Origin of the sequence: Natrialba swarupiae, assembly GCF_008245225.1 — an archaeon.
GTDB lineage: Archaea > Halobacteriota > Halobacteria > Halobacteriales > Natrialbaceae > Natrarchaeobius > Natrarchaeobius swarupiae.
In genome coordinates, this window is record NZ_VTAW01000023.1 from 28,225 (window position 1) to 45,296 (window position 17,072).

At 64.6% G+C, this 17,072-nt stretch carries 19 protein-coding genes; 10 read left to right on the forward strand and 9 right to left on the reverse strand.

Annotated features, from left to right (window positions below; all coding sequences use genetic code 11):
- Positions 1 to 31: 31 nt before the first annotated feature.
- Together FYC77_RS15415 and FYC77_RS15420 are read left to right on the forward strand one after the other, a co-directional pair.
- Entirely contained in the window at positions 32 to 1,783 is a 1,752-nt protein-coding gene (locus FYC77_RS15415; RefSeq protein WP_149082391.1) for a histidine kinase N-terminal 7TM domain-containing protein, read from the forward strand.
- Positions 1,784 to 1,994: 211 nt separating this feature from the next.
- Positions 1,995 to 2,759, forward strand: a complete 765-nt coding sequence (locus FYC77_RS15420; protein ID WP_149082392.1) for a hypothetical protein — start codon at positions 1,995 to 1,997, stop codon at positions 2,757 to 2,759.
- A gap of 80 nt (positions 2,760 to 2,839) precedes the next feature.
- Here the strand turns inward: FYC77_RS15420 and FYC77_RS15425 are convergent, their stop codons facing one another.
- Positions 2,840 to 3,958 (reverse strand): hybrid sensor histidine kinase/response regulator, encoded by a 1,119-nt coding sequence (locus FYC77_RS15425; RefSeq protein ID WP_149082393.1) that lies wholly within the window; start codon positions 3,956 to 3,958, stop codon positions 2,840 to 2,842.
- A gap of 102 nt (positions 3,959 to 4,060) precedes the next feature.
- Here FYC77_RS15425 and FYC77_RS15430 point away from each other — a divergent pair, with 102 nt between their 5' ends.
- Complete coding sequence (locus FYC77_RS15430) at positions 4,061 to 4,882, forward strand: winged helix-turn-helix transcriptional regulator (protein WP_149082394.1); 822 nt, start codon at positions 4,061 to 4,063, stop codon at positions 4,880 to 4,882.
- A 58-nt stretch (positions 4,883 to 4,940) separates the two neighbouring features.
- Here FYC77_RS15430 and FYC77_RS15435 read toward each other — a convergent pair whose 3' ends face one another.
- The 3 genes from FYC77_RS15435 to FYC77_RS15445 all read right to left on the reverse strand — a co-directional run bounded on the left by FYC77_RS15435 (position 4,941) and on the right by FYC77_RS15445 (position 6,856).
- Entirely contained in the window at positions 4,941 to 5,129 is a 189-nt protein-coding gene (locus FYC77_RS15435; protein ID WP_149082395.1) for a hypothetical protein, read from the reverse strand.
- A 175-nt stretch (positions 5,130 to 5,304) separates the two neighbouring features.
- Positions 5,305 to 5,688: a DUF5611 family protein gene (locus FYC77_RS15440; protein ID WP_149082396.1), complete on the reverse strand. Its 384-nt coding sequence runs from the start codon at positions 5,686 to 5,688 to the stop codon at positions 5,305 to 5,307.
- A 142-nt stretch (positions 5,689 to 5,830) separates the two neighbouring features.
- Complete coding sequence (locus FYC77_RS15445) at positions 5,831 to 6,856, reverse strand: DUF7093 family protein (RefSeq protein WP_149082397.1); 1,026 nt, start codon at positions 6,854 to 6,856, stop codon at positions 5,831 to 5,833.
- A 130-nt stretch (positions 6,857 to 6,986) separates the two neighbouring features.
- On the opposite strand from FYC77_RS15445, the gene FYC77_RS15450 reads away from it, so the two are divergent.
- Together FYC77_RS15450 and ygfZ are read left to right on the forward strand one after the other, a co-directional pair.
- Complete coding sequence (locus FYC77_RS15450; protein ID WP_149082398.1) at positions 6,987 to 7,286, forward strand: DUF6432 family protein; 300 nt, start codon at positions 6,987 to 6,989, stop codon at positions 7,284 to 7,286.
- 82 nt (positions 7,287 to 7,368) lie between these two features.
- On the forward strand, positions 7,369 to 8,496 hold the full coding sequence (ygfZ, locus tag FYC77_RS15455; protein ID WP_149082399.1) for a CAF17-like 4Fe-4S cluster assembly/insertion protein YgfZ: 1,128 nt from the start codon (positions 7,369 to 7,371) through the stop codon (positions 8,494 to 8,496).
- 260 nt (positions 8,497 to 8,756) lie between these two features.
- Here the strand turns inward: ygfZ and FYC77_RS15460 are convergent, their stop codons facing one another.
- Positions 8,757 to 10,145 (reverse strand): hemolysin family protein, encoded by a 1,389-nt coding sequence (locus tag FYC77_RS15460; RefSeq protein WP_149082400.1) that lies wholly within the window; start codon positions 10,143 to 10,145, stop codon positions 8,757 to 8,759.
- Positions 10,146 to 10,247: 102 nt separating this feature from the next.
- Between FYC77_RS15460 and FYC77_RS15465 the strand changes: the two genes are divergently transcribed.
- Both FYC77_RS15465 and FYC77_RS15470 read left to right on the forward strand, forming a co-directional pair.
- Positions 10,248 to 10,541: a glutaredoxin family protein gene (locus FYC77_RS15465; protein WP_149082401.1), complete on the forward strand. Its 294-nt coding sequence runs from the start codon at positions 10,248 to 10,250 to the stop codon at positions 10,539 to 10,541.
- Positions 10,541 to 11,080, forward strand: coding sequence for a redoxin domain-containing protein (locus tag FYC77_RS15470; protein WP_149082402.1), 540 nt, complete (start codon positions 10,541 to 10,543; stop codon positions 11,078 to 11,080). The genes FYC77_RS15465 and FYC77_RS15470 overlap by 1 nt, the downstream gene beginning before the upstream one ends.
- 31 nt (positions 11,081 to 11,111) lie before the next feature.
- Here the strand turns inward: FYC77_RS15470 and FYC77_RS15475 are convergent, their stop codons facing one another.
- Complete coding sequence (locus FYC77_RS15475) at positions 11,112 to 11,699, reverse strand: hypothetical protein (protein WP_149082403.1); 588 nt, start codon at positions 11,697 to 11,699, stop codon at positions 11,112 to 11,114.
- A 75-nt stretch (positions 11,700 to 11,774) separates the two neighbouring features.
- Between FYC77_RS15475 and FYC77_RS15480 the strand changes: the two genes are divergently transcribed.
- Positions 11,775 to 12,368: an L-threonylcarbamoyladenylate synthase gene (locus FYC77_RS15480; protein ID WP_149082404.1), complete on the forward strand. Its 594-nt coding sequence runs from the start codon at positions 11,775 to 11,777 to the stop codon at positions 12,366 to 12,368.
- A gap of 61 nt (positions 12,369 to 12,429) precedes the next feature.
- Entirely contained in the window at positions 12,430 to 12,987 is a 558-nt protein-coding gene (locus tag FYC77_RS15485; RefSeq protein WP_149082405.1) for a flavodoxin domain-containing protein, read from the forward strand.
- A gap of 21 nt (positions 12,988 to 13,008) precedes the next feature.
- On the opposite strand, the gene FYC77_RS15490 is transcribed toward FYC77_RS15485, so the two are convergent.
- Positions 13,009 to 14,418, reverse strand: coding sequence for a restriction endonuclease (locus FYC77_RS15490; protein ID WP_149082406.1), 1,410 nt, complete (start codon positions 14,416 to 14,418; stop codon positions 13,009 to 13,011).
- Between the two features lie 145 nt (positions 14,419 to 14,563).
- Between FYC77_RS15490 and FYC77_RS15495 the strand changes: the two genes are divergently transcribed.
- A complete protein-coding gene (locus FYC77_RS15495; protein WP_149082407.1) occupies positions 14,564 to 15,262 on the forward strand; it encodes a hypothetical protein in 699 nt (232 codons plus the stop codon).
- A 49-nt stretch (positions 15,263 to 15,311) separates the two neighbouring features.
- Here FYC77_RS15495 and FYC77_RS15500 read toward each other — a convergent pair whose 3' ends face one another.
- Entirely contained in the window at positions 15,312 to 16,541 is a 1,230-nt protein-coding gene (locus FYC77_RS15500) for a DHH family phosphoesterase (RefSeq protein ID WP_149082408.1), read from the reverse strand.
- Positions 16,542 to 16,585: 44 nt separating this feature from the next.
- Entirely contained in the window at positions 16,586 to 17,038 is a 453-nt protein-coding gene (locus FYC77_RS15505; protein ID WP_149082409.1) for a universal stress protein, read from the reverse strand.
- Between the last annotated feature and the right edge of the window lie 34 nt (positions 17,039 to 17,072).

Genomic DNA, 17,072 nt, shown 5'->3' on the forward strand with positions numbered 1-17,072 from the left:
CCGACCGCAGTCTGCGGACGACGATGTGTCGATGACGTCACCTGCACTCGCTACCGTACAGTTGCTCGGCGCAGTGGTCGCGATCGCACTCGCGAGCTACGCCTATCGGCACCGTGATCGGCCGGGCGTCATCTGGCTCGTCGCGGTTCTGTTCGGAAACACGGTCTGGATGGTCGCGGCAGGTATCAACTACGCGACTGGGTCAACCACGGTCTCGACGGCGATGTTGCAGGTGCGCTACGTCGGGATCACCGTCATCCCCGTCGCGCTGTTGTTCTTCGCCCTGTCGTACACCGGCACCGACGAGTGGCTGGGGCGGCGACGGCAGCTCCTGATCGCGTCGCCGGCCGCCGGAGCGCTCGCCCTCGCGCTCACCGACCACGTCCACGGGCTGTTCTACGCGGGCGTCACCCCGGCGTCGAACCCCCAACAGATCGCCTACGAGTACGGAATGGTCGCGGTGCCGTGGATCGCCTACGCGTTCGTGCTCGTGGTGGCCGCCGCGGCCGTCTTCGTTCGGTACGCGACGATCACCGACGGTGTCTACCGCTGGCAGGCGCTCGCGCTGGCCGGCGTCGTGTTAATGGGGACCGCCGCCGACGTGCTGTACTTCCTGCCGGTTCCGCCGACCGGGTTCGCGATTACCCCCCTGGCTATCCTCCTCTCGAGTGCGATCGCCGTCGGCCTCGTCGTCCGGTACGACTTCGTCCGTCTCGTCCCTGCGACTCGCGAACTCGGGCGGCGGGAACTCATCGAGCGGATGGAGCTGGGTATGGTGGTACTGGATGCCGACGGCAGGGTCATCGACGTCAATCCCGCCGCGGCCAAACTCCTGGAGTGTGACCTCGAGGCGGTGATCGGCGAGCAGGCACCGGACTCGCTTCCCGGTCCGAACGGCCCCGCTATCGCCGAACGTACGTTCAACGTCGACGGTATCGACCGCGACGTCGAGATTCGGACTCACCGGGTCGACGTCGGCTCGGGGATCACGTTGCTTACCCTCCGGCAACTCGACGATCTAACGGACGTCGTCTCCCACGACCTGCAGGGCCCGCTCATGGAGATCCGCGGGAGCGCAGACATGGCGATCGCGACGGGCGACATCACCCACGTCGATCGCGTCCTCGCCGCCGCCAACCGGATCGACGACCTCGCGACCGACCTGTTAGAGCTCGCACACACGGGCCGAGGACTCGAGGCGCGTGAGTCAGTCGAGCTTGCCGAAATCGCCGAAACGGCGTGGAGACATCTCTGGACGCCGGAAACCGAACTCGTCGTCGAGACTGACCGGTCGGTCATCGGCGACCCAGATCGGATCCAGCAGCTGTTCGAAAACCTCCTTCGGAACAGCGTCGAACACGCCTCGAGCGACCACGAACGAGGTGATGACGGTATCGACACGATCGCGTACAGCGAAGCGACGGGAGACGACGTCACCCAGGCACAGCGGACGACTCGTAAGTCCACTCGAGAATCGAACTTCGATCCGGTCGACGAGCGCGAGACCGCTCCCGCAGACGGGGGTCGTATCGTCGTCGGCTCGCTTCCCACCGGATTTTACCTCGAGGACGACGGACCGGGTATCCCGCCCGAGAAGCGAGAGCGAATCTTCGAGAAGGGGTACACCACGTCACAGACCGGAACCGGACTCGGACTGAGCATCGTCGGCCGGATCGTCGCTGCCCACGGCTGGTCCGTCCGCGCGACCGAGGGTTCGCTCGGGGGAGCGCGAATCGAGATCACTGACGTCGATTTCGTCGACGAGTCCGAGCGGACGGGGTGACGGTGTGATCGGATCCGCCCGTCGGTCGGTCAGATCCGCCGGCTTCGCCATCTGAGCGATCGCCTCGGAGTTCGAGGCGGATCCGCTCTCGGTTCGATCGGCTCCGAGACAAATCTGCTCTCGGTTCGGCTGGTCCCGGTTACGTCGCGGTAGGTCTCCGGTGAGTTCCTGGTTAGCTAACGTACTAACGGGTCATGGACAGACGTGTGGCATGCACGTTTCGACGGGGCGACGCCGATTGCTCGCCTCCTGTGGGGCCGGAGTCGCGTTCGCGTTCGCCGGATGTATCGAAACCACGATCGACGACTCGAGTTCCGAAGCGATCGGTGACGACGCTGGAGACGGAACGACGGCTGGAGCCGACGGCGACGATCCCGCGGCGTCGTCCGACGGCGGGCACAATCCCGAGACAGATACCGAAAACGCCCAATCCGAGGACGGGGAGGACGCGCTTTCCGTGGATGGTGCCGAGTACGAGTCGATCGACGGCGGGCCGCCGATCGGAGAGCTCGTCGAGTGGGCTGACTCCTACGTCATCGACATCGAGATGCGCAGAGCCAGTGCGGGGGATTTCGAGGGGACCGGCAGGCAGGTCGTTCACCAGGGGGAGTTTCACTACGAACTCTCGATGGACGACGGAAAACTCGAGATCTATCAGTTCGATTCGACCGAGTACTACGTCTTCGGCGGCCACTGTCGCGAACGGGAGCCGACCGAGCCCGACCTCCACGTGCTCGAGCCCGAGAGACGACCCGGTGAGGTGTTTCCGGAGACGGAGCCGATCGCGAGGACGACGATCGACGGCTCGGACGTCTACGTCTACGAGATGCCGGCGTCACCCGAGAACGAGTACTGGTATCTCAGCACGTCGACGGGCTATCCGGTTCGGTTCAGATCCCAGCGAGTCACCGCAGAGTTTCGCTCCTGGGACGAGACTGAGTCGATTTCGCCGCCGGAGATGGAGTGTGAGAGCTGAGACGGATTGCCGTCCCGATATACCGGTGCAACCGCCACACGGGTCGCGGGTGCGCCGGAACTGACTGACAGGAAACCGTATCAGTCGTCGCGATAGACGCCGACTCGGTCGAGACCGACGGTGACGACGGTTCCCCGTGGCCGGTTGTCCTCGACGCGAAACTCGGCGTCGATGCTCTCGAGGACGGTCGCAACGAAGTACAGTCCCGCGCCGATTCCGGCACGCCGATCCGCGTCGTCGCCGACGTTCGTGAGGCGACGTTTCTGCGCGTCGGGGATGCCGACGCCGTCGTCGGCGATCGAAACGATGACTCGCTCGTCGGTCACCTCGAGGTCCACCTCGACGGTCGATCGGTCGCGGTCGGTGTGGGTTATCGCGTTCGTGAGCAGTTGTTCGAAGACGGCCCCGAGCGTCGGCGTTCCCACGACCGAAAGCGGCTCGTCGTCCGCCGTCGCCCAGTCGACGGTGAGGTCGACGTCGGTCTCGCGCCGACAGCGCTCGAGTTCCGCGGAGAGAATCGCACGGAGGTCGCAGGGTTCGGATTCCGTTACTCGTTCCTCGGAAAGGACGTCGATCAGTTTGGCGGCGGTGTCGGTGAGTTCGAGGGCGTGTTGGCTCGCCTCGAGTATCGACTCGACGGACTCCCGGTCGTCCGGACCGACCCGGTCTCGAAGCTGATCGCCCCAGCCGACGATCATACTGACGTCGTTTCGGAGATCGGTCCGAAGAATCTCGTTAACCAGCGCGAGTCGATGGTTTCGGTCGCGGAGTTCGCGCGTGATGCGGACGCGCTCGATCGCGTACTGGATCGTCCGAACGAGAATGTCGACGCTGATCCGGCCTTTGACGAGATAATCCTGTGCGCCCCGTCGGATCGCTTCGACCCCGACGCCGCTTTGGCCCGTCAGCACGACCACCGGAACGGAGGGTGCGCGCTCGACCATCGCGTCGACCGTCTCGAGGCCGTTGCTGTCCGGAAGACCGAGATCGAGAAGGACGATGTCGATGCGATCGTCGGTAACCCGTTCGAGTCCGTCCCCGAGCCGTTCGACGTGCTCGATCTCGGTGACCTCGACCGATCGATCCTCGCCCTGTGTCCCACGTTCACTTCCGTGTTCGACGAGCAACCGCTCGACGAACTGCGCGTCGTTGGGATTATCCTCGACGAGCAGAAGAGTCGTTCCCTCTGACGAGTCCATACGCGTCTCTGTGCACAGTCCCTCCTAACCGTTACGTTCACTCGATTCGTCATCGGCTTCGGAGGACAAAACGAATATGGCGGTCCACTCGGTACTGGACCCATGACCTATCGTGACGCTGATATCCCGGCGGAAAATCATCGAGCGCTCGAGGCGTTGACGCTGCTCTCGAAGAAGTGGTCGCCGATCATCCTGCTCATGTTACAACATCACGGCTCGCAGGGCTTTAACGAGCTTCTCGAGGGAGTCCCGGACATCTCGTCGAAGGTGCTCTCGGATACGCTCGATACGCTTCAGGAGGCGGGACTGATCGAGCGACGAGTGGTCAGCGAGTCGCCGCTTCGCGTCGAATACGACCTGACCGAGGCCGGACGGGACATGGAGCCCATCTTCGAATCGTTGGCCGACTGGGTCGAGGCACATCTCGAGACGACGACACGAACGGTCTTGCTCGCCGACGGCGACCGACGGATCACGGAGATGTACCGACAGTGGCTGTCGGACCGGTACACCGTCGTCCGGGCACACGATAGTAAGGAGTTCTACGAGCGGTTCGACGATCGAATCGACGTCGTCCTCCTCGACGCCGGCCTACCCGGAATCGATCCACGACGCTTCGTCGACGACGCGAAAGAGCTCTGTCGAACGGCCCTCATCGTCGGTGACCGACCAGATCCCGAACTGCTGTCCGTCGACTGCGACGATATCTTGCGAAAGCCGTTCGTCCGTGAAACGGCCCTCAAAACGGTCGCCGATCAGCTCTCGCGTCTCGAGGAGTCCGAAGACCAGCGCGCCCGGACGGCGCTCGAGGCAAAGCGATCGCTGTTCGAGTCGATCTATTCGACCGAACAACTCGAGGAGGAACAAGCCTATCGAGACGCGCTCGCGCGTCTCACCGAGCTCGAGCGACAGGAGTCGGAGTGAGCTCGAGAAACGGAAATCGGAGCAAGGCGACCGCGAGTCATACGGATCGCAGACCGTATCAAATGTTGCCGTCGGAACTCGTTTCGTCGTAGAAAAAGTAGGCAGCGACGCCAGCGAGGCCCAACGCGAGGGTGACGTACGGCCAACGTCCGGCGTTCCGTTCAGTAAACGATGCGTGTGCCGCGACGAAAATCGCAAAGCCAACGTGGGCGAGCGCCGTCGCGAGCAGAAACGAGGCCAGATCCATCGTATCCGACGTTTCTATTTCGTATCGATAGCCGTTTCGAACTCGACCGATCCGCTCGAGGTGAAGCCACGAGCAGCCGCGATTTCACCGCTGGCCGACGAGAGACCCGACCATACGTGAGGAGTCGTATCACTCCATACGGAATTCAGCCCGACAGATCGGGCGTAAAACGCGACTATAAGTCGTGATCCGGATCGTCCTCGACTGTGCGTTTCATCGAGTCCCGGCGCGATTTGGCGTCACGGCCGGTCGCCTCGAGCAGGAAATCGTTTTTCGCGTCGACGGCATCACCGGCGGCCTCGAGTTCGTCCGGTCCGAGTTCCGTCGGGTCGCGCTCGTGGAACTCGACGCCGAGTTTGTCCTTCTTGCCGGAGTATTCGACTGCACCGACGATGATCTTCTCGAAGACGGGGTTGTCGGGTTCTCCGACGACGTGGAGGTCGCTTCCCTTGTACTCCTCGGTGGTGGTTATCGGGCCGAAATAGTCCTCGACCGTCGACTCCATATCGGGAATTCGTTCCTCGAGATATTCACCGCGACGCATCTTGTACTCCTTCATGGATTGGAGATACACGGCGGGGTGTTTACCTCTTTTCATAGGGGATGTTTTGGATAGCCAACAAAATTCGGCGGCCACCCGCCCAGCGTTCGAAGACGCGGTCTCGGCGAACAATCCGAGAACGAACTGCAACCGGCGGGCGTTACTGGACGGGGCGTTCCCCGAGATACCCCTTTCGACACTCGGGGCAGATGTCGCCGGCGCGCAACGAACCGCGGTCGTCGACGTCGACGTAGTCACAGCGTGGACAGTAAAACTCCGTCGGGACGTCCTCTGACTGCCGATCGGGCGTATCGCCCGGGTTCGGAGCGGGTTCGGCCCGTTGGATACCCGATCCGGAGTCAGTAGCCGGATCGGTATCGACGTCGGCGGCGTCGAGGATCTCCGACTCTGTCGCGATCGCTTCGGCACCGCTCGAGGAGTCGACCGTCGACTCGTCGTGTTCGAGGACGATCGCGTCGTCTTCGATCGGTTCGTCCTCGAGGCTGGTCTCGGACGACGATTCCGGCTCGTCGTCTGCCCGTTCGGGCCAGGACGTGGCGTCGTCAGGCTCCGCGTCGACCGGCGGGCCAACGTCGTCCGACTCCGGCCACTCGCCGCGCTCGCGGTCGTCGGCCGGCCGATTGGCTGCCTCTTCGTCGAGGATCTCGCCGTCGTCCGTGATCGGCTCGCCGCTCTCGTCGGTCGGGACGTCGAGATCGTCCGATACCTCGCGTTCGTCAGTATCGCTCGAAGCGGGCGCGGGATCGGCGTCAGCCGGTTCGTCGGTCGACACGTCCTCGTCGATTTCGGCGTCAGCCGGTTCGTCGGTCGACACGTCCTCGTCGGCTTCGGCGTCGACGATAACCGCGTCGGAGGTCGTTTCATCCGGCGGGGGTGCCGTCTCGGCCACGTCCGGCTCCCCGTCAGCAGTTTCCGTGACGTCTGCGTCGGGAGTGGGGCGTTGAGCGGTCGGTTCTGGCTCGGAATCAGTGGGCGAACGATCGTTCGAGTCGGCGGCGAGACTCGTCACTTCGGTGTTCTCACTGATGACGTTGCGCTCGCCACAGCGGACACACTCTTCGAACTCCTGTACGGTGACGACGACCTCACTGCCCCGTTCTTCGCGCTCGCGTTGAACTTCCGGCTCACCGTAGGCATGCCCGAGCAGCGAACATCGCAGGACCATTGTCCCATCGTACCGATCGAGGGCATAAAAAACGTACTGGCTACGTCGGACGCTCACCTGGTGGCGACTTTCACGTGTGCGATCCGGGAACGACAAACGTCAAATCCCGGGTGGTCGAATACGGTACTGGATGAGAGTCAAGCGGGAGTACCGAGACCGTGCGGGGACCGAGGTGGCGGTACTCGACGCCCTCGTCGACCGCGCGGACGACGGGATGACCGTCTTCGAGCTTCGAGCCGCCGTCGAAGCCGAGATCGACGACCTTGAGGAGGCGCTCTCGACGCTCAAAGCCGACGGGTTGATCGTCGTCGACTCCGACGGAAGCGAGACGGTTATCAAACCGGACGATCAAGTCGTTCCCGACGAACCGCTCGACGTCGACGACGAGGAGACGATCGGCGACTGGATCCGCGACCGATTCCCGTTTTGACACCGACACGGTTCGTCGCCCTCGAGTAGACTCGAGCGACCGAATCGAAACCCCTGAGAGGCCCACGCCCCTCTGGATAGACATGACCGTCATCGAGTCCGTCCACGCGGACCACGGGGCGACCTTCGGCGAGCGCGGCGGCCGGAAAATCGTCGAGCACTTCGGCCGACCCGAACGAGCACACCGCGCGGTTCGAAACGGCGTTGGCCTCATCGAGGCCGTCTACGGCGTGATCGTCGTCGAAGGCGACGACCGCCGCGAGTACGTTGACAACGTCGTTTCCAACCGCGTGCCAGCCGAGGACGGCCAGGGCTGTTATGCGCTCGTGTTAGGCCCACAGGGAGGGATCGAGGTCGAACTCTACATCTACAACGCCGGCGAGCGACTTCTATTGTTCGTCCCGCCCGAGACGGCCCAACCGCTCGCCGAAGACTGGTCCGAGAAGGTGTTCATCCAGGACGTCGAGATCACCGTCGCGACCGACGAGTACGCGATCTTCGGCGTTCACGGCCCCAAGGCAACGGAGAAGATCGCGAGCGTCTTAAACGGAGCCGCCTCCCCCGACGAGCGGCTCTCGTTCGTCCGCGGGACGATGGGCGACGCCGGCGTCAGCGTCGTCCGCACGGACGCGATCACCGGCGAGGAGAGCTACGAGGTGATCTGTGGCGTCGACGAAGCCACGGACGTCTACGACGTCCTCCTGAATCAGGGACTGAACGCCGCTCCGTTCGGCTATCGCACCCTCGAGAGCCTCGCACTCGAGGCTGGCTCGCCGCTTTTCGACACCGAACTCGAGGGACGGATTCCGAACGTGCTCGGACTCCGAACCGCACTTGACTTCGAGAAGGGCTGTTACGTCGGCCAGGAGGTGGTCTCCCGCGTCGAGAACCGCGGCCGTCCGAGCAAACGACTCGTCGGGCTCACGCTCGACACCGACGCGACGCTCGAAGCCAGTGAGAGACCGACGGACCAACCGGTTCCGGAGGCGGGTGCGGCCGTCTTCGACGGCGACTCGAGCGTCGGCGAGGTCACGCGAGCGGGGGTAAGCGAACTGCTCGAGGTGCCGGTCGCGCTCGCCGTGGTCGCCTACGACGTAGAGAACGATCAGTTGTCGGTTCGCGTCGACGGCGAGGAACTCCCGGCGGTCCGAACGGACCTGCCGTTCGTCGACGGCTCGGATCGGTCCGGTCGGCTCCCGACTTACGAGTGAGCCGGGTTGCTGTCCCGATCTCCCGGCGCAATCGCCCTAGTGGTTTGGCAAGCCTGCACTGCAGGGTCGACTCGAACCACACCACCGAATTCGACCCTGCGGTCGACGCTTGTCGGAGTACTAGGGGTCGCAGGTGCGCTGGAACTGACTGACAGTAAACCGTACGAGACGGTCCGGTGTCCGTCAGTTTGAGCGCGACAGTGCAAAACGGCGTCCCAGAACGGTGGGACGAAAGGTGTCCCGATGCGATCGGAGCACGGTCACTCGACGCCGTCGTCGGTCGCGTCGTCGTCCACGTCGGATTCGTCCTCCGACGGTACCTCGAACTTGTGGAGACGGGCCTTCATGATTCGCGTGTTCTCGACGCTCTCGACGGTGATTCGGACGCCATCGTAGGTAATCTCCTCGCCTTCCTCTACGAGGCGGCCGGCGCGGTTGAAGATGAAGCCGGCGATCGTCTCGAACTCCTCGCCCTCGGGGAGGTCGATCTCGAGGGCCTCGTTGACGTCCTCGATGTTGACCTCGCCGCGGACGAGGACGGTCCGCTCGTCGAGTTCCTCGACGGGCTCGTCCTCGCCGGTTTTCAGGATCTCGCCGACGATCTCCTCGATCATGTCCTCGACGGTCACCAGCCCCTCGGTCGTGCCGAACTCGTCGATGACGATCGCCATGTGCATTCGATTCTCCCGCATCTCGGTCAGCAGTTCGTCGATGTTCTTCGACTCGGGGACGTGCAGCGTCGGCTGGATGAGGTCGGCGAGTTCGAGGTCTTCGGTTTCTGTCTCGCCATAGTTCAGATCGCGAACGAGATCCCGGATGTGGACGACGCCCTGGACGTTGTCGAGACTCCCCTCGTACACCGGGATCCGGGCGTGGCCGCTCTGGATACAGGTCTCGATGGCTTCGTCGATCCCCGCGTCTTTCGGCACCGCCGTCATATCGAGTCGGGGCGTCATCACCTCCTTGACGATGGTGTTGTTGAAACGGAAGATGCGGGTCAGCATCTCGTGTTCTTCCTCCTCGAGAACGCCCTCGCGCTCGCCGGATTCGATCATCTCCTGGATCTCGTCTCGGGTGACGTACGGCGACTCGATCGCGCCCGTCGAGCCGGTGAGTTTGTTCACCTGGCGGGTGAGGTAGTCGAAGAGGACGATCAGCGGGAACAGCAGGTACTCGGTGCCTTTCAGCGGCTTCGAGATGCGGATCGCCCACGACTCGGTGTTCTCGACCGCGTAGGACTTCGGGACGCTCTCGCCGAACAGCAGGACGATCGCGGTGATGCCGAACGTCGCGAGGATCACCCCGAGCAGGCCGCCGAAGTGAATCGAGAGGACGGCGGTCGCGATCGAGGACATCGCGATGTTGACGATGTTGTTTCCGACGAGAATCGTCACGAGCAGCCGGTGTGGGTCGTCTTTCAACTTCTTTACGAGTTCAGCGCCCGCGATATCGTCCTCGACCATCCCCTCGAGGCGGTGTTTCGGGAGGTTGAACATGGCGATCTCCGAAGAGGAGAAAAAGCCGGAGAGCGCGATGAGGACGGCGACTGCGACCGCGCCGAAAATCGTCACCGTCGACTCGGCGACCTCGAGTCCGACGACGGGGACCTCGTAGACGAGCACGATCTCGAGCGGGAGAGAGAACGCCATCGATGGTGGGGCTTGTCGCCGAATCGGTTAACCGTTTACCATTCTTTCGTCCGCTCGATCGTCGACGATACGTTTACCGGGCTGTTTCCCCAACGAGCGTGTATGAGCGACCGCACCGACGTGCCGATCACGTTCTACCGGCTCCAGGGCTGTCCGTACTGCGAGCGTGTCACTCGCCTCCTGCAGGCGTACGATCTCGACTACCGCTCGCGGTTCGTCGAACCGATGCACTCCGACCGGGACGTCGTCAAACGCGTCGCCGGCGTCCGGACCGTCCCGGTCATCGTCGACGAACGAACCGGCGTAACCATGGCCGAGAGCGCAAACATCGTCGACTATCTCGAGTCGACCTACGGCGACGAGAGCGCGAGTGGCGAGATCGGAGGTGTCGCCTGATGCCCGAGTTCGACGTCGTCGACCTCGAGCCGACGGACCACCCCGAACCCGGCGAGTGGGGTCCCGACTTCACTCGGCCGCTGGTCAACCACGAGTACTGGGAGGATCGATCGCTGTCGGAACTCGTCGACGCCGGCGATACCGAAAGCGAATCCGGCGGTGCGGAACCGACGATCGTCGTCTTCACGCCGATGGTCGGCTCGTTTCTCGCCACGTACGTCTGGGACGAGCTCGCGGAGCGGGAGTGGGACGAGCGAGCCGGTCGCGTCGTCGGGATCACGGCCGCGAACCCCTACGCAGTCAAGCGCTTCCTCGAGGAGAACGACCTCCCGTTTTCCCTCTTTGCCGATCCGGCCAACGGCGTCGCAAAATCGTACGACGTCGTCCACGATCTGGACGGAATGGCCGGCATCACCGAGCCGAGGCTCGCTTTCCTCGCGCTCGAGTCGGACCTGTCCGTCGCCGACGCCTGGGTCGCCACCGAGTGGCCGGAGTTTCCCGACTACGACGCCCTCGAGGAACGGTTCGGCCTCGAGTAGTCGACGGGCCCGAGTCCTCGGAGTAGTCGAATCAGAAGCCGCCGACTGGCTCGAACGTTCCGTCTGAGTCGAACGTCTCGGTGCTGTCCTGGCCGTTCGTGAACGTCACGCGAACCGCCTCGGGTTCCCACGCCGAGTCGACGCGAACCAGCCGCGGCTGGGGTGCCCAGTCGTCGGTCATCCCCCGCCTGCGGATACAGATGTAGCAGTGGGCCCGGTCGTCCTCGCGGACGACGTGCGTGACGCGTGCGTCGGTCGACTGCCCCGACGAACCGACGACGATCCCGACGACGAACGCCTCGTCGAAGTCCGTCTCCGCGAGAAACGTGCGGTCCTCGTCGGCTAGCTCGGCGTCGGTTTCGGCGGCGAACTCCGACGGCGGCTCGAACCGTTCGACGTGGTCCGGCCGCGTCGCCAGCGCGGCGTCTTCCTGTTGGACCCACCTGCTGATCGAGCGAAGCCGCTGTGTCTCGAACTCGAGACGGTCGGCGCGAAACGACGGCCGCGAACACACCGTGGGGAGGCCCGTGGTACAGCCGGCGAGCGTCGTCGTTCCGACCGCCGCGAGGAGCGTACGACGGCGGACCGTAGCCGTCGAGGGGAGGGCAGGACGGCGCATAGTGGTGACGTAGCCCCGGACTGGTAAGTAGCTTGTCTCGGTACGTTTTTGCCTGCCACGACGAGACGCGTGAGTATGGATTCGAAGGACCTCGAGCGCGCCGCACGGACGATTCGCGAGGGCGGACTCGTCGTCTACCCGACCGAGACGGTCTACGGCCTCGGCGCGGACGCGCTCGATTCCGACGCCGTCGACCGCGTCTTCGCCGTCAAGGGCCGCGACCGGTCGAAACCGATCTCGCTCGGCGTCCCGCGATTCGGGACCGCACTCGAGGAGGGGTACGTCGAGGCGAACGAGCGCGAGCGGCGCTTCGCGGAGGCGTTTCTCCCCGGTCCCGTCACGCTCCTCTGTCGGCGCGGCGACGTCGTCCCCGACGCCCTCACCGCGGGCCGGGACCGCGTCGGGATCAGAGTGCCCGACTGCGAGCCCGCGCTGGCGTTGCTCGAGCGCGCCGAGCGCCCGATCACGGCGACCAGCGCGAACCTAAGCGGGGAGCCGAGCGCCCGTCGCGTCGAGGACGTCGCCCGGCAGGTTCGCGACGAGGCGGTCGTTCTCGACGGTGGTGAGACGCCGGGAGCCGAGAGCACCGTCGTCGACCTCTCGACCGGGACGATCCACCGCCGGGGCGCGCTCGCCTCGAAGATCGACGCGTGGCTGGTGGAAAACTGACCCGCGACCGCCGGCGTGCTCACGGTTCCGTTTGATATTGGCGCGCGTAGAACCGTCGGCAATGACGGCTCGAACTCTCGTCTGTTACGGCTCGAGCGAGGGCCAGACCGCGTCGATCGCCGAGCGGATAGGTGACGCCCTCGAAGCCGACGGATACGACGCGACGCTCGTCCACCTGAAACACCCGCCCGCCGATCTCGACCTCGAGGCGTACGACGGCGTGATCGTCGGCGCGTCGATCCACATGGGTCACCACCAGCAGTACGTGACCGCGTTCGTCCGCGATAACGTCGAAGCGTTGAATCGGCTCCCGTCGGCGTTTTTCTCCGTGAGTCTGACGGCGGCGGGCAACGACACCGACTCGCAGGAGACGGCTCGAGAGCTGCTCGCCGAGCTACCGACGGAGACGGGCTGGGAGCCCGACCGGACGCTTACCGTTGCGGGCGCGCTCAAGTACCGGCAGTACGGCCTCCTCAAACGGTTCGCGATGCGCGGAATCGCCGGCAGAGCCGGCGGGGATACCGACACGTCCCGGAACCACGAGTACACCGACTGGGACGACGTCGAGTCGTTCGCCCTCGAGTTCGCCGACGAACTGGTCGCACTTCAGGAGGGATAGCGCGACGGCGCTCGCGGCGTACTACAGCCCGACGGCAGCCGCCAGGAGCACCAGCAGGAACACCGCCACGAGAACGCTTCCGACCGCGAGCGGGACGTTCTCCATCGCCTTTTCGTGAAACGCCATCGACTCGTACTCCTCGCGGAACGCCTCGAGGTTCTCCTCGTCGTAGAAGTACTTCCGGCTCAGCGCGAAGCGTTCGGTGACCGCACAGCCCGTACAGACCGGTTCGTCCTCGAGTCGTTCCGTCCGAACGTGGTCGTCACAGTTGATGCTCCCACAGTTCGAACAGTAGGTGACGGGTCCGTCGCCTCGAGCGCCGCCAGTGTCACAGTGAACACACCGGTGTAAGTCGTTCGTCGTCTCCGTCCACGAGGGGCCGGCGGCGTAGTACTCGTAACGGTAGTTATACTCGCCGAGTGAGAGCCGAGAGCGGACGCACGGGAGGTAAACCGGCTCGATCGACTGGATCGAGACGTCCGACTGGGTGGGCGTACAGGTCTTCTCGTAGTCGACGTTGTTGTCGCCGGTGTAGTGGACCGTCGTCGTGTGGATCGCCTGGAACTTGTCGATCGCCCACTCCTTGTACCCCGTCTCGGTCCGGCCAAAGCGCGACTGCTCGAGGTCGTCGAACCCGTTCTCGAGGTTTCGCTCGTACTCGTCGAGATCGTCGAACCCGTTCTCGAGGTTTCGCTCGTACTCGTCGAGATCGATCCGAGGTGCGGTTCGACCGGCCACGAGCGACCGGAGTTTCGACCGGACGACTCGCGGCGGTTCGCGATCGGCGCGGATCACGAGGTCGGTCGTCTCGTCCAGGCTGTGGACGACGCCGACGGATGTCTCGAAGGTGGCGCTCGTCCTGCCCGAGACCCGGACCGTCGGCTCGAGTTCGAGCGTCGTCTCCGGGTCGGGAACCGACGCGGACTCGAGGTTCTCGATCGCGTCGACGACCTCCAGAAGCGGCGCGTAATCCCCCGCAGTCGGGTGGGTGGGCCACAGGGCCACCTCACAAAGGATCTCGATACGGCCGTTGTAGAGATCCATCCCGATCTCCTCGCCGATCTCTCGGAGATCCGCCCCGTCGAGCAGTTCGACGCTGCCGTCACCGTCGCCGAGTTCGTGTGCGTACTCCCTCGCGGGGCCGGTGAACCGGCCGGTCGTGGCAACCATCCCGCGTCTCGGCCCGTCGTACTCGTACGTCGCGACCGCCGAGTGGAGCTTCTGGACGACGGGGCGGCTGACGGTATCCGTGTGCTTGCACTCGACGACCACTGCGCGCCGCCGGCCGTCGACGACCTCCTCCATCAGCACGTCCCGACCCTCGTCGGCCGTCCGCGCCGACTGGCGGACGTTCTCGTAGCCGAGGTGACGGAAGACGTCCACCATCAGATCCTCAAACTCGTAGCCCGAGAGTTCGTCGAGTAGCGCCATCGCGTTCACCGGGTCTTACCTGTCGGGAAGACGATAATCTTTCGGCCTCGCTCAAGCGGCACTGCGTCCTTCGAGTCACCTGTGGCCCCCGAACCGGCCGACAGTAAGGGGCACGTTTTTCCACGCCGGTCGACAAGAGCCGTCAATGAGTTCGTTCGAGACCCCACACGAGACCGAGCGCGGATTCGGTCTCTCGAGTCGCGAGGTCCAGGTGATCGGCGGCGCGAGCGCGTTGATGACGATCACCGTTGCCCTGATGTACGTCTTCGCGATGACGCCCCTCGCGGTCGTCAACGACTACCTGTTCGCGGCTCCGATCCTCGGCGTCATCGTCTACGGGGCGGCGATCATGGGCGGCGAGCTGATCGCCGAACGCGGCGTCAAAGGCGGCGACATGGGCATCGCGTTCATCGGCATGGTCGTCTTGCAACTCGCGTTCGGCATCTTCGGAGCGGGCATCATCTCCTTTGCGCCCGCCGACGCCCGCGTGACGATCCTCGGGATCACCGCCGTCGTAACCGCAATCGTGACCGCGATCATCACGGGCTACGTCTACGCCCGCTCGAGCACGTTCGAACACTGGGGTCGGTTCGCTAACTTCGCCTTTCTCGGCGGCGTCGTCGTCATCGCCATCGGGACGTTCGTTCTACCGGTGTTGTTGCTCGTCGGCTTCGTCTTCATCTTCCTCGGCTTTCTGCTCCGACTCGGATACGAGATCTGGCAGGTCCGAGATAAACGTGACGCGTCGACCGCACTCCAGACGATCGGCGTCTACATCGCCGTCGCCGGTGTCTTCGTCCACGTCCTCCAGCTCGTAATGCGGTACGTTCTCTCACAGGAGTGAGGAGATAACTCCTCGAGTCTAACTCGAGTAGGCTCCACGTCGCCGTCGCTTACGCGTCCGATTCGCCGTCGGTTTCGTTTTCCTCGGGCGCTTCCGCGACGACCTCTTTGAACGCCTCGAGGATGACCTGTTTGGTCACCGCGCCACGGGAGGTCCAGTGGTGGGCATAGTCGAGCATGTCGTCGTAGATGTCGGGCTTGCAGCCCGCCGCCTTGGGGTGGCCGCCGCCGTTGACTCGCCCCGCGACCTCGTGGCAGCGGTCGAACGCATCGGTCCCGCGGATCGACGCCGAGCCGGCGGGTTTGACGATCACCGAGGCGTCGGCACCCTGCTCGCGCATCGCCTCCGCGACCTCGTTTTGCGAACAGCGCCCGTAGGTGATCCCCACCGTGTAGCCGCCGATCTCGCTTAGCTCCGAACGGCCGACCGCGCGGTCGATCAGCGCCTCCTTCTCGACGCGACGCTCGGTGATGAACTCCTGGACCCACTCGGGGAGATCGACGCCGTACTCGCGGACGACCTCGACGTACTCCGCGGGCTCGGTCCAGTAGGCGTAATCCGCCAGGTCGTCGCTTCGAGAGTCCTCCCGGAGCCAGAGGTCGTGATCGCGCGTCACGGCGGCGAGTTCCTCGTACACCGGGTTGAACTCGTACTCGAGCGAGCGGAAGACGACGTCGGCGCTACACTCCTCCTCGGAGTCGCCGACGACCAGATCGGCTCCCGCCTCACGGACGGCTTCGGCGACCTCGTCGTCCCACTGGTGATGGTCGTACCACGCGACGCGCTCGGCCGTCTCGAGGGCGGCGTCGAGTTCCGCCTCGACGTACTCGTAGCGATCCGGCGCGAGATCGCAGACGTAGAGATCGATCCCGTCGTCGGCGTGTTCGGCCACTCGAGCCAGCGCGTCCTCGACGTCGTGGGGACTGGCCGGGACGAGCGCGACGGAGTGGGGCGTCGGCTCGGGTGTCTCGAGCGGATCCTCGTCGGCACCGAGAACGGCCGCGTCGCTCCCGGTTTCGTCGGCCGAATCGTCGGAACCGGCGTCGGGGTCGGGGACGTTTCTGACGTCGCCGTAGGCCTCCCGGATCAGCGCGACGCAGGCCAGCCCGTCGGCGTCGGGGTCGGCGACGACGGCGACATCCGCGCCCTCGAGCGCGGCCTCGGTTCGTTCCGCCTCTAAATCGTCCTCGAGCGTGTCGGGGAGAAAAAAGCCGGTACCCGGCAAGACGGATTTGCGGGCGATCGACAAGTCGCTGCTGTCGATGAGATCGTCGTACATACCCCCGAATGCGGGCCGACGGCGGAAGTACCCCCCGGTCCCGGTTACGCGCTCGCGCTCGCGTCGTCGTCGGCCGTCTCGAGTTGGCGAACGGTGAGGATGGGAACCGGCGAGACTCGGACGATCCGTTCGGCGACGCTCCCGAGCAGGAGTCGGTTCTCGCCGTGACGGCCGCGGGTCCCCGTCGCGATCAGGTCGGCGTCGATCTCGCGAGCGTACTCACAGATTTCGGCACCCGGACGCCCCTCGCGAACGGCGGTCGTCACCGCTCTGTTGGCCCGGTTTTCGACGGTCGCGAGCGCGGCGTCGGCGTGGGTCTCGAGAGCGGTTCGCAGTTCCTCCCGGAGCTGTTCGGGAGAGGCGTCGACCTCTCCGGCGTCGACGACGGAGAGTGCGTGGACGTCGGCGTCGAACCGATCGGCGAGGTCGAGTGCGACGTCGACCGCGCGCTCGACGCTGTCGGAGCCGTCCGTAGCGACAACGACCGTATCGAACATGGACGGGGATTTCTTCCGGAGCGGCTTAAATACC

Bases quoted from the DNA above. Each gene is read 5' to 3' on its own strand.
- FYC77_RS15415 (WP_149082391.1), top strand. From the start codon at position 32: ATGACGTCACCTGCACTCGCTACCGTACAGTTGCTCGGCGCAGTGGTC.
- FYC77_RS15420 (WP_149082392.1), top strand. From the start codon at position 1,995: ATGCACGTTTCGACGGGGCGACGCCGATTGCTCGCCTCCTGTGGGGCC.
- FYC77_RS15425 (WP_149082393.1), bottom strand. From the start codon at position 3,958: ATGGACTCGTCAGAGGGAACGACTCTTCTGCTCGTCGAGGATAATCCC.
- FYC77_RS15430 (WP_149082394.1), top strand. From the start codon at position 4,061: ATGACCTATCGTGACGCTGATATCCCGGCGGAAAATCATCGAGCGCTC.
- FYC77_RS15435 (WP_149082395.1), bottom strand. From the start codon at position 5,129: ATGGATCTGGCCTCGTTTCTGCTCGCGACGGCGCTCGCCCACGTTGGC.
- FYC77_RS15440 (WP_149082396.1), bottom strand. From the start codon at position 5,688: ATGAAGGAGTACAAGATGCGTCGCGGTGAATATCTCGAGGAACGAATT.
- FYC77_RS15445 (WP_149082397.1), bottom strand. From the start codon at position 6,856: ATGGTCCTGCGATGTTCGCTGCTCGGGCATGCCTACGGTGAGCCGGAA.
- FYC77_RS15450 (WP_149082398.1), top strand. From the start codon at position 6,987: ATGAGAGTCAAGCGGGAGTACCGAGACCGTGCGGGGACCGAGGTGGCG.
- ygfZ (WP_149082399.1), top strand. From the start codon at position 7,369: ATGACCGTCATCGAGTCCGTCCACGCGGACCACGGGGCGACCTTCGGC.
- FYC77_RS15460 (WP_149082400.1), bottom strand. From the start codon at position 10,145: ATGGCGTTCTCTCTCCCGCTCGAGATCGTGCTCGTCTACGAGGTCCCC.
- FYC77_RS15465 (WP_149082401.1), top strand. From the start codon at position 10,248: ATGAGCGACCGCACCGACGTGCCGATCACGTTCTACCGGCTCCAGGGC.
- FYC77_RS15470 (WP_149082402.1), top strand. From the start codon at position 10,541: ATGCCCGAGTTCGACGTCGTCGACCTCGAGCCGACGGACCACCCCGAA.
- FYC77_RS15475 (WP_149082403.1), bottom strand. From the start codon at position 11,699: ATGCGCCGTCCTGCCCTCCCCTCGACGGCTACGGTCCGCCGTCGTACG.
- FYC77_RS15480 (WP_149082404.1), top strand. From the start codon at position 11,775: ATGGATTCGAAGGACCTCGAGCGCGCCGCACGGACGATTCGCGAGGGC.
- FYC77_RS15485 (WP_149082405.1), top strand. From the start codon at position 12,430: ATGACGGCTCGAACTCTCGTCTGTTACGGCTCGAGCGAGGGCCAGACC.
- FYC77_RS15490 (WP_149082406.1), bottom strand. From the start codon at position 14,418: ATGGCGCTACTCGACGAACTCTCGGGCTACGAGTTTGAGGATCTGATG.
- FYC77_RS15495 (WP_149082407.1), top strand. From the start codon at position 14,564: ATGAGTTCGTTCGAGACCCCACACGAGACCGAGCGCGGATTCGGTCTC.
- FYC77_RS15500 (WP_149082408.1), bottom strand. From the start codon at position 16,541: ATGTACGACGATCTCATCGACAGCAGCGACTTGTCGATCGCCCGCAAA.
- FYC77_RS15505 (WP_149082409.1), bottom strand. From the start codon at position 17,038: ATGTTCGATACGGTCGTTGTCGCTACGGACGGCTCCGACAGCGTCGAG.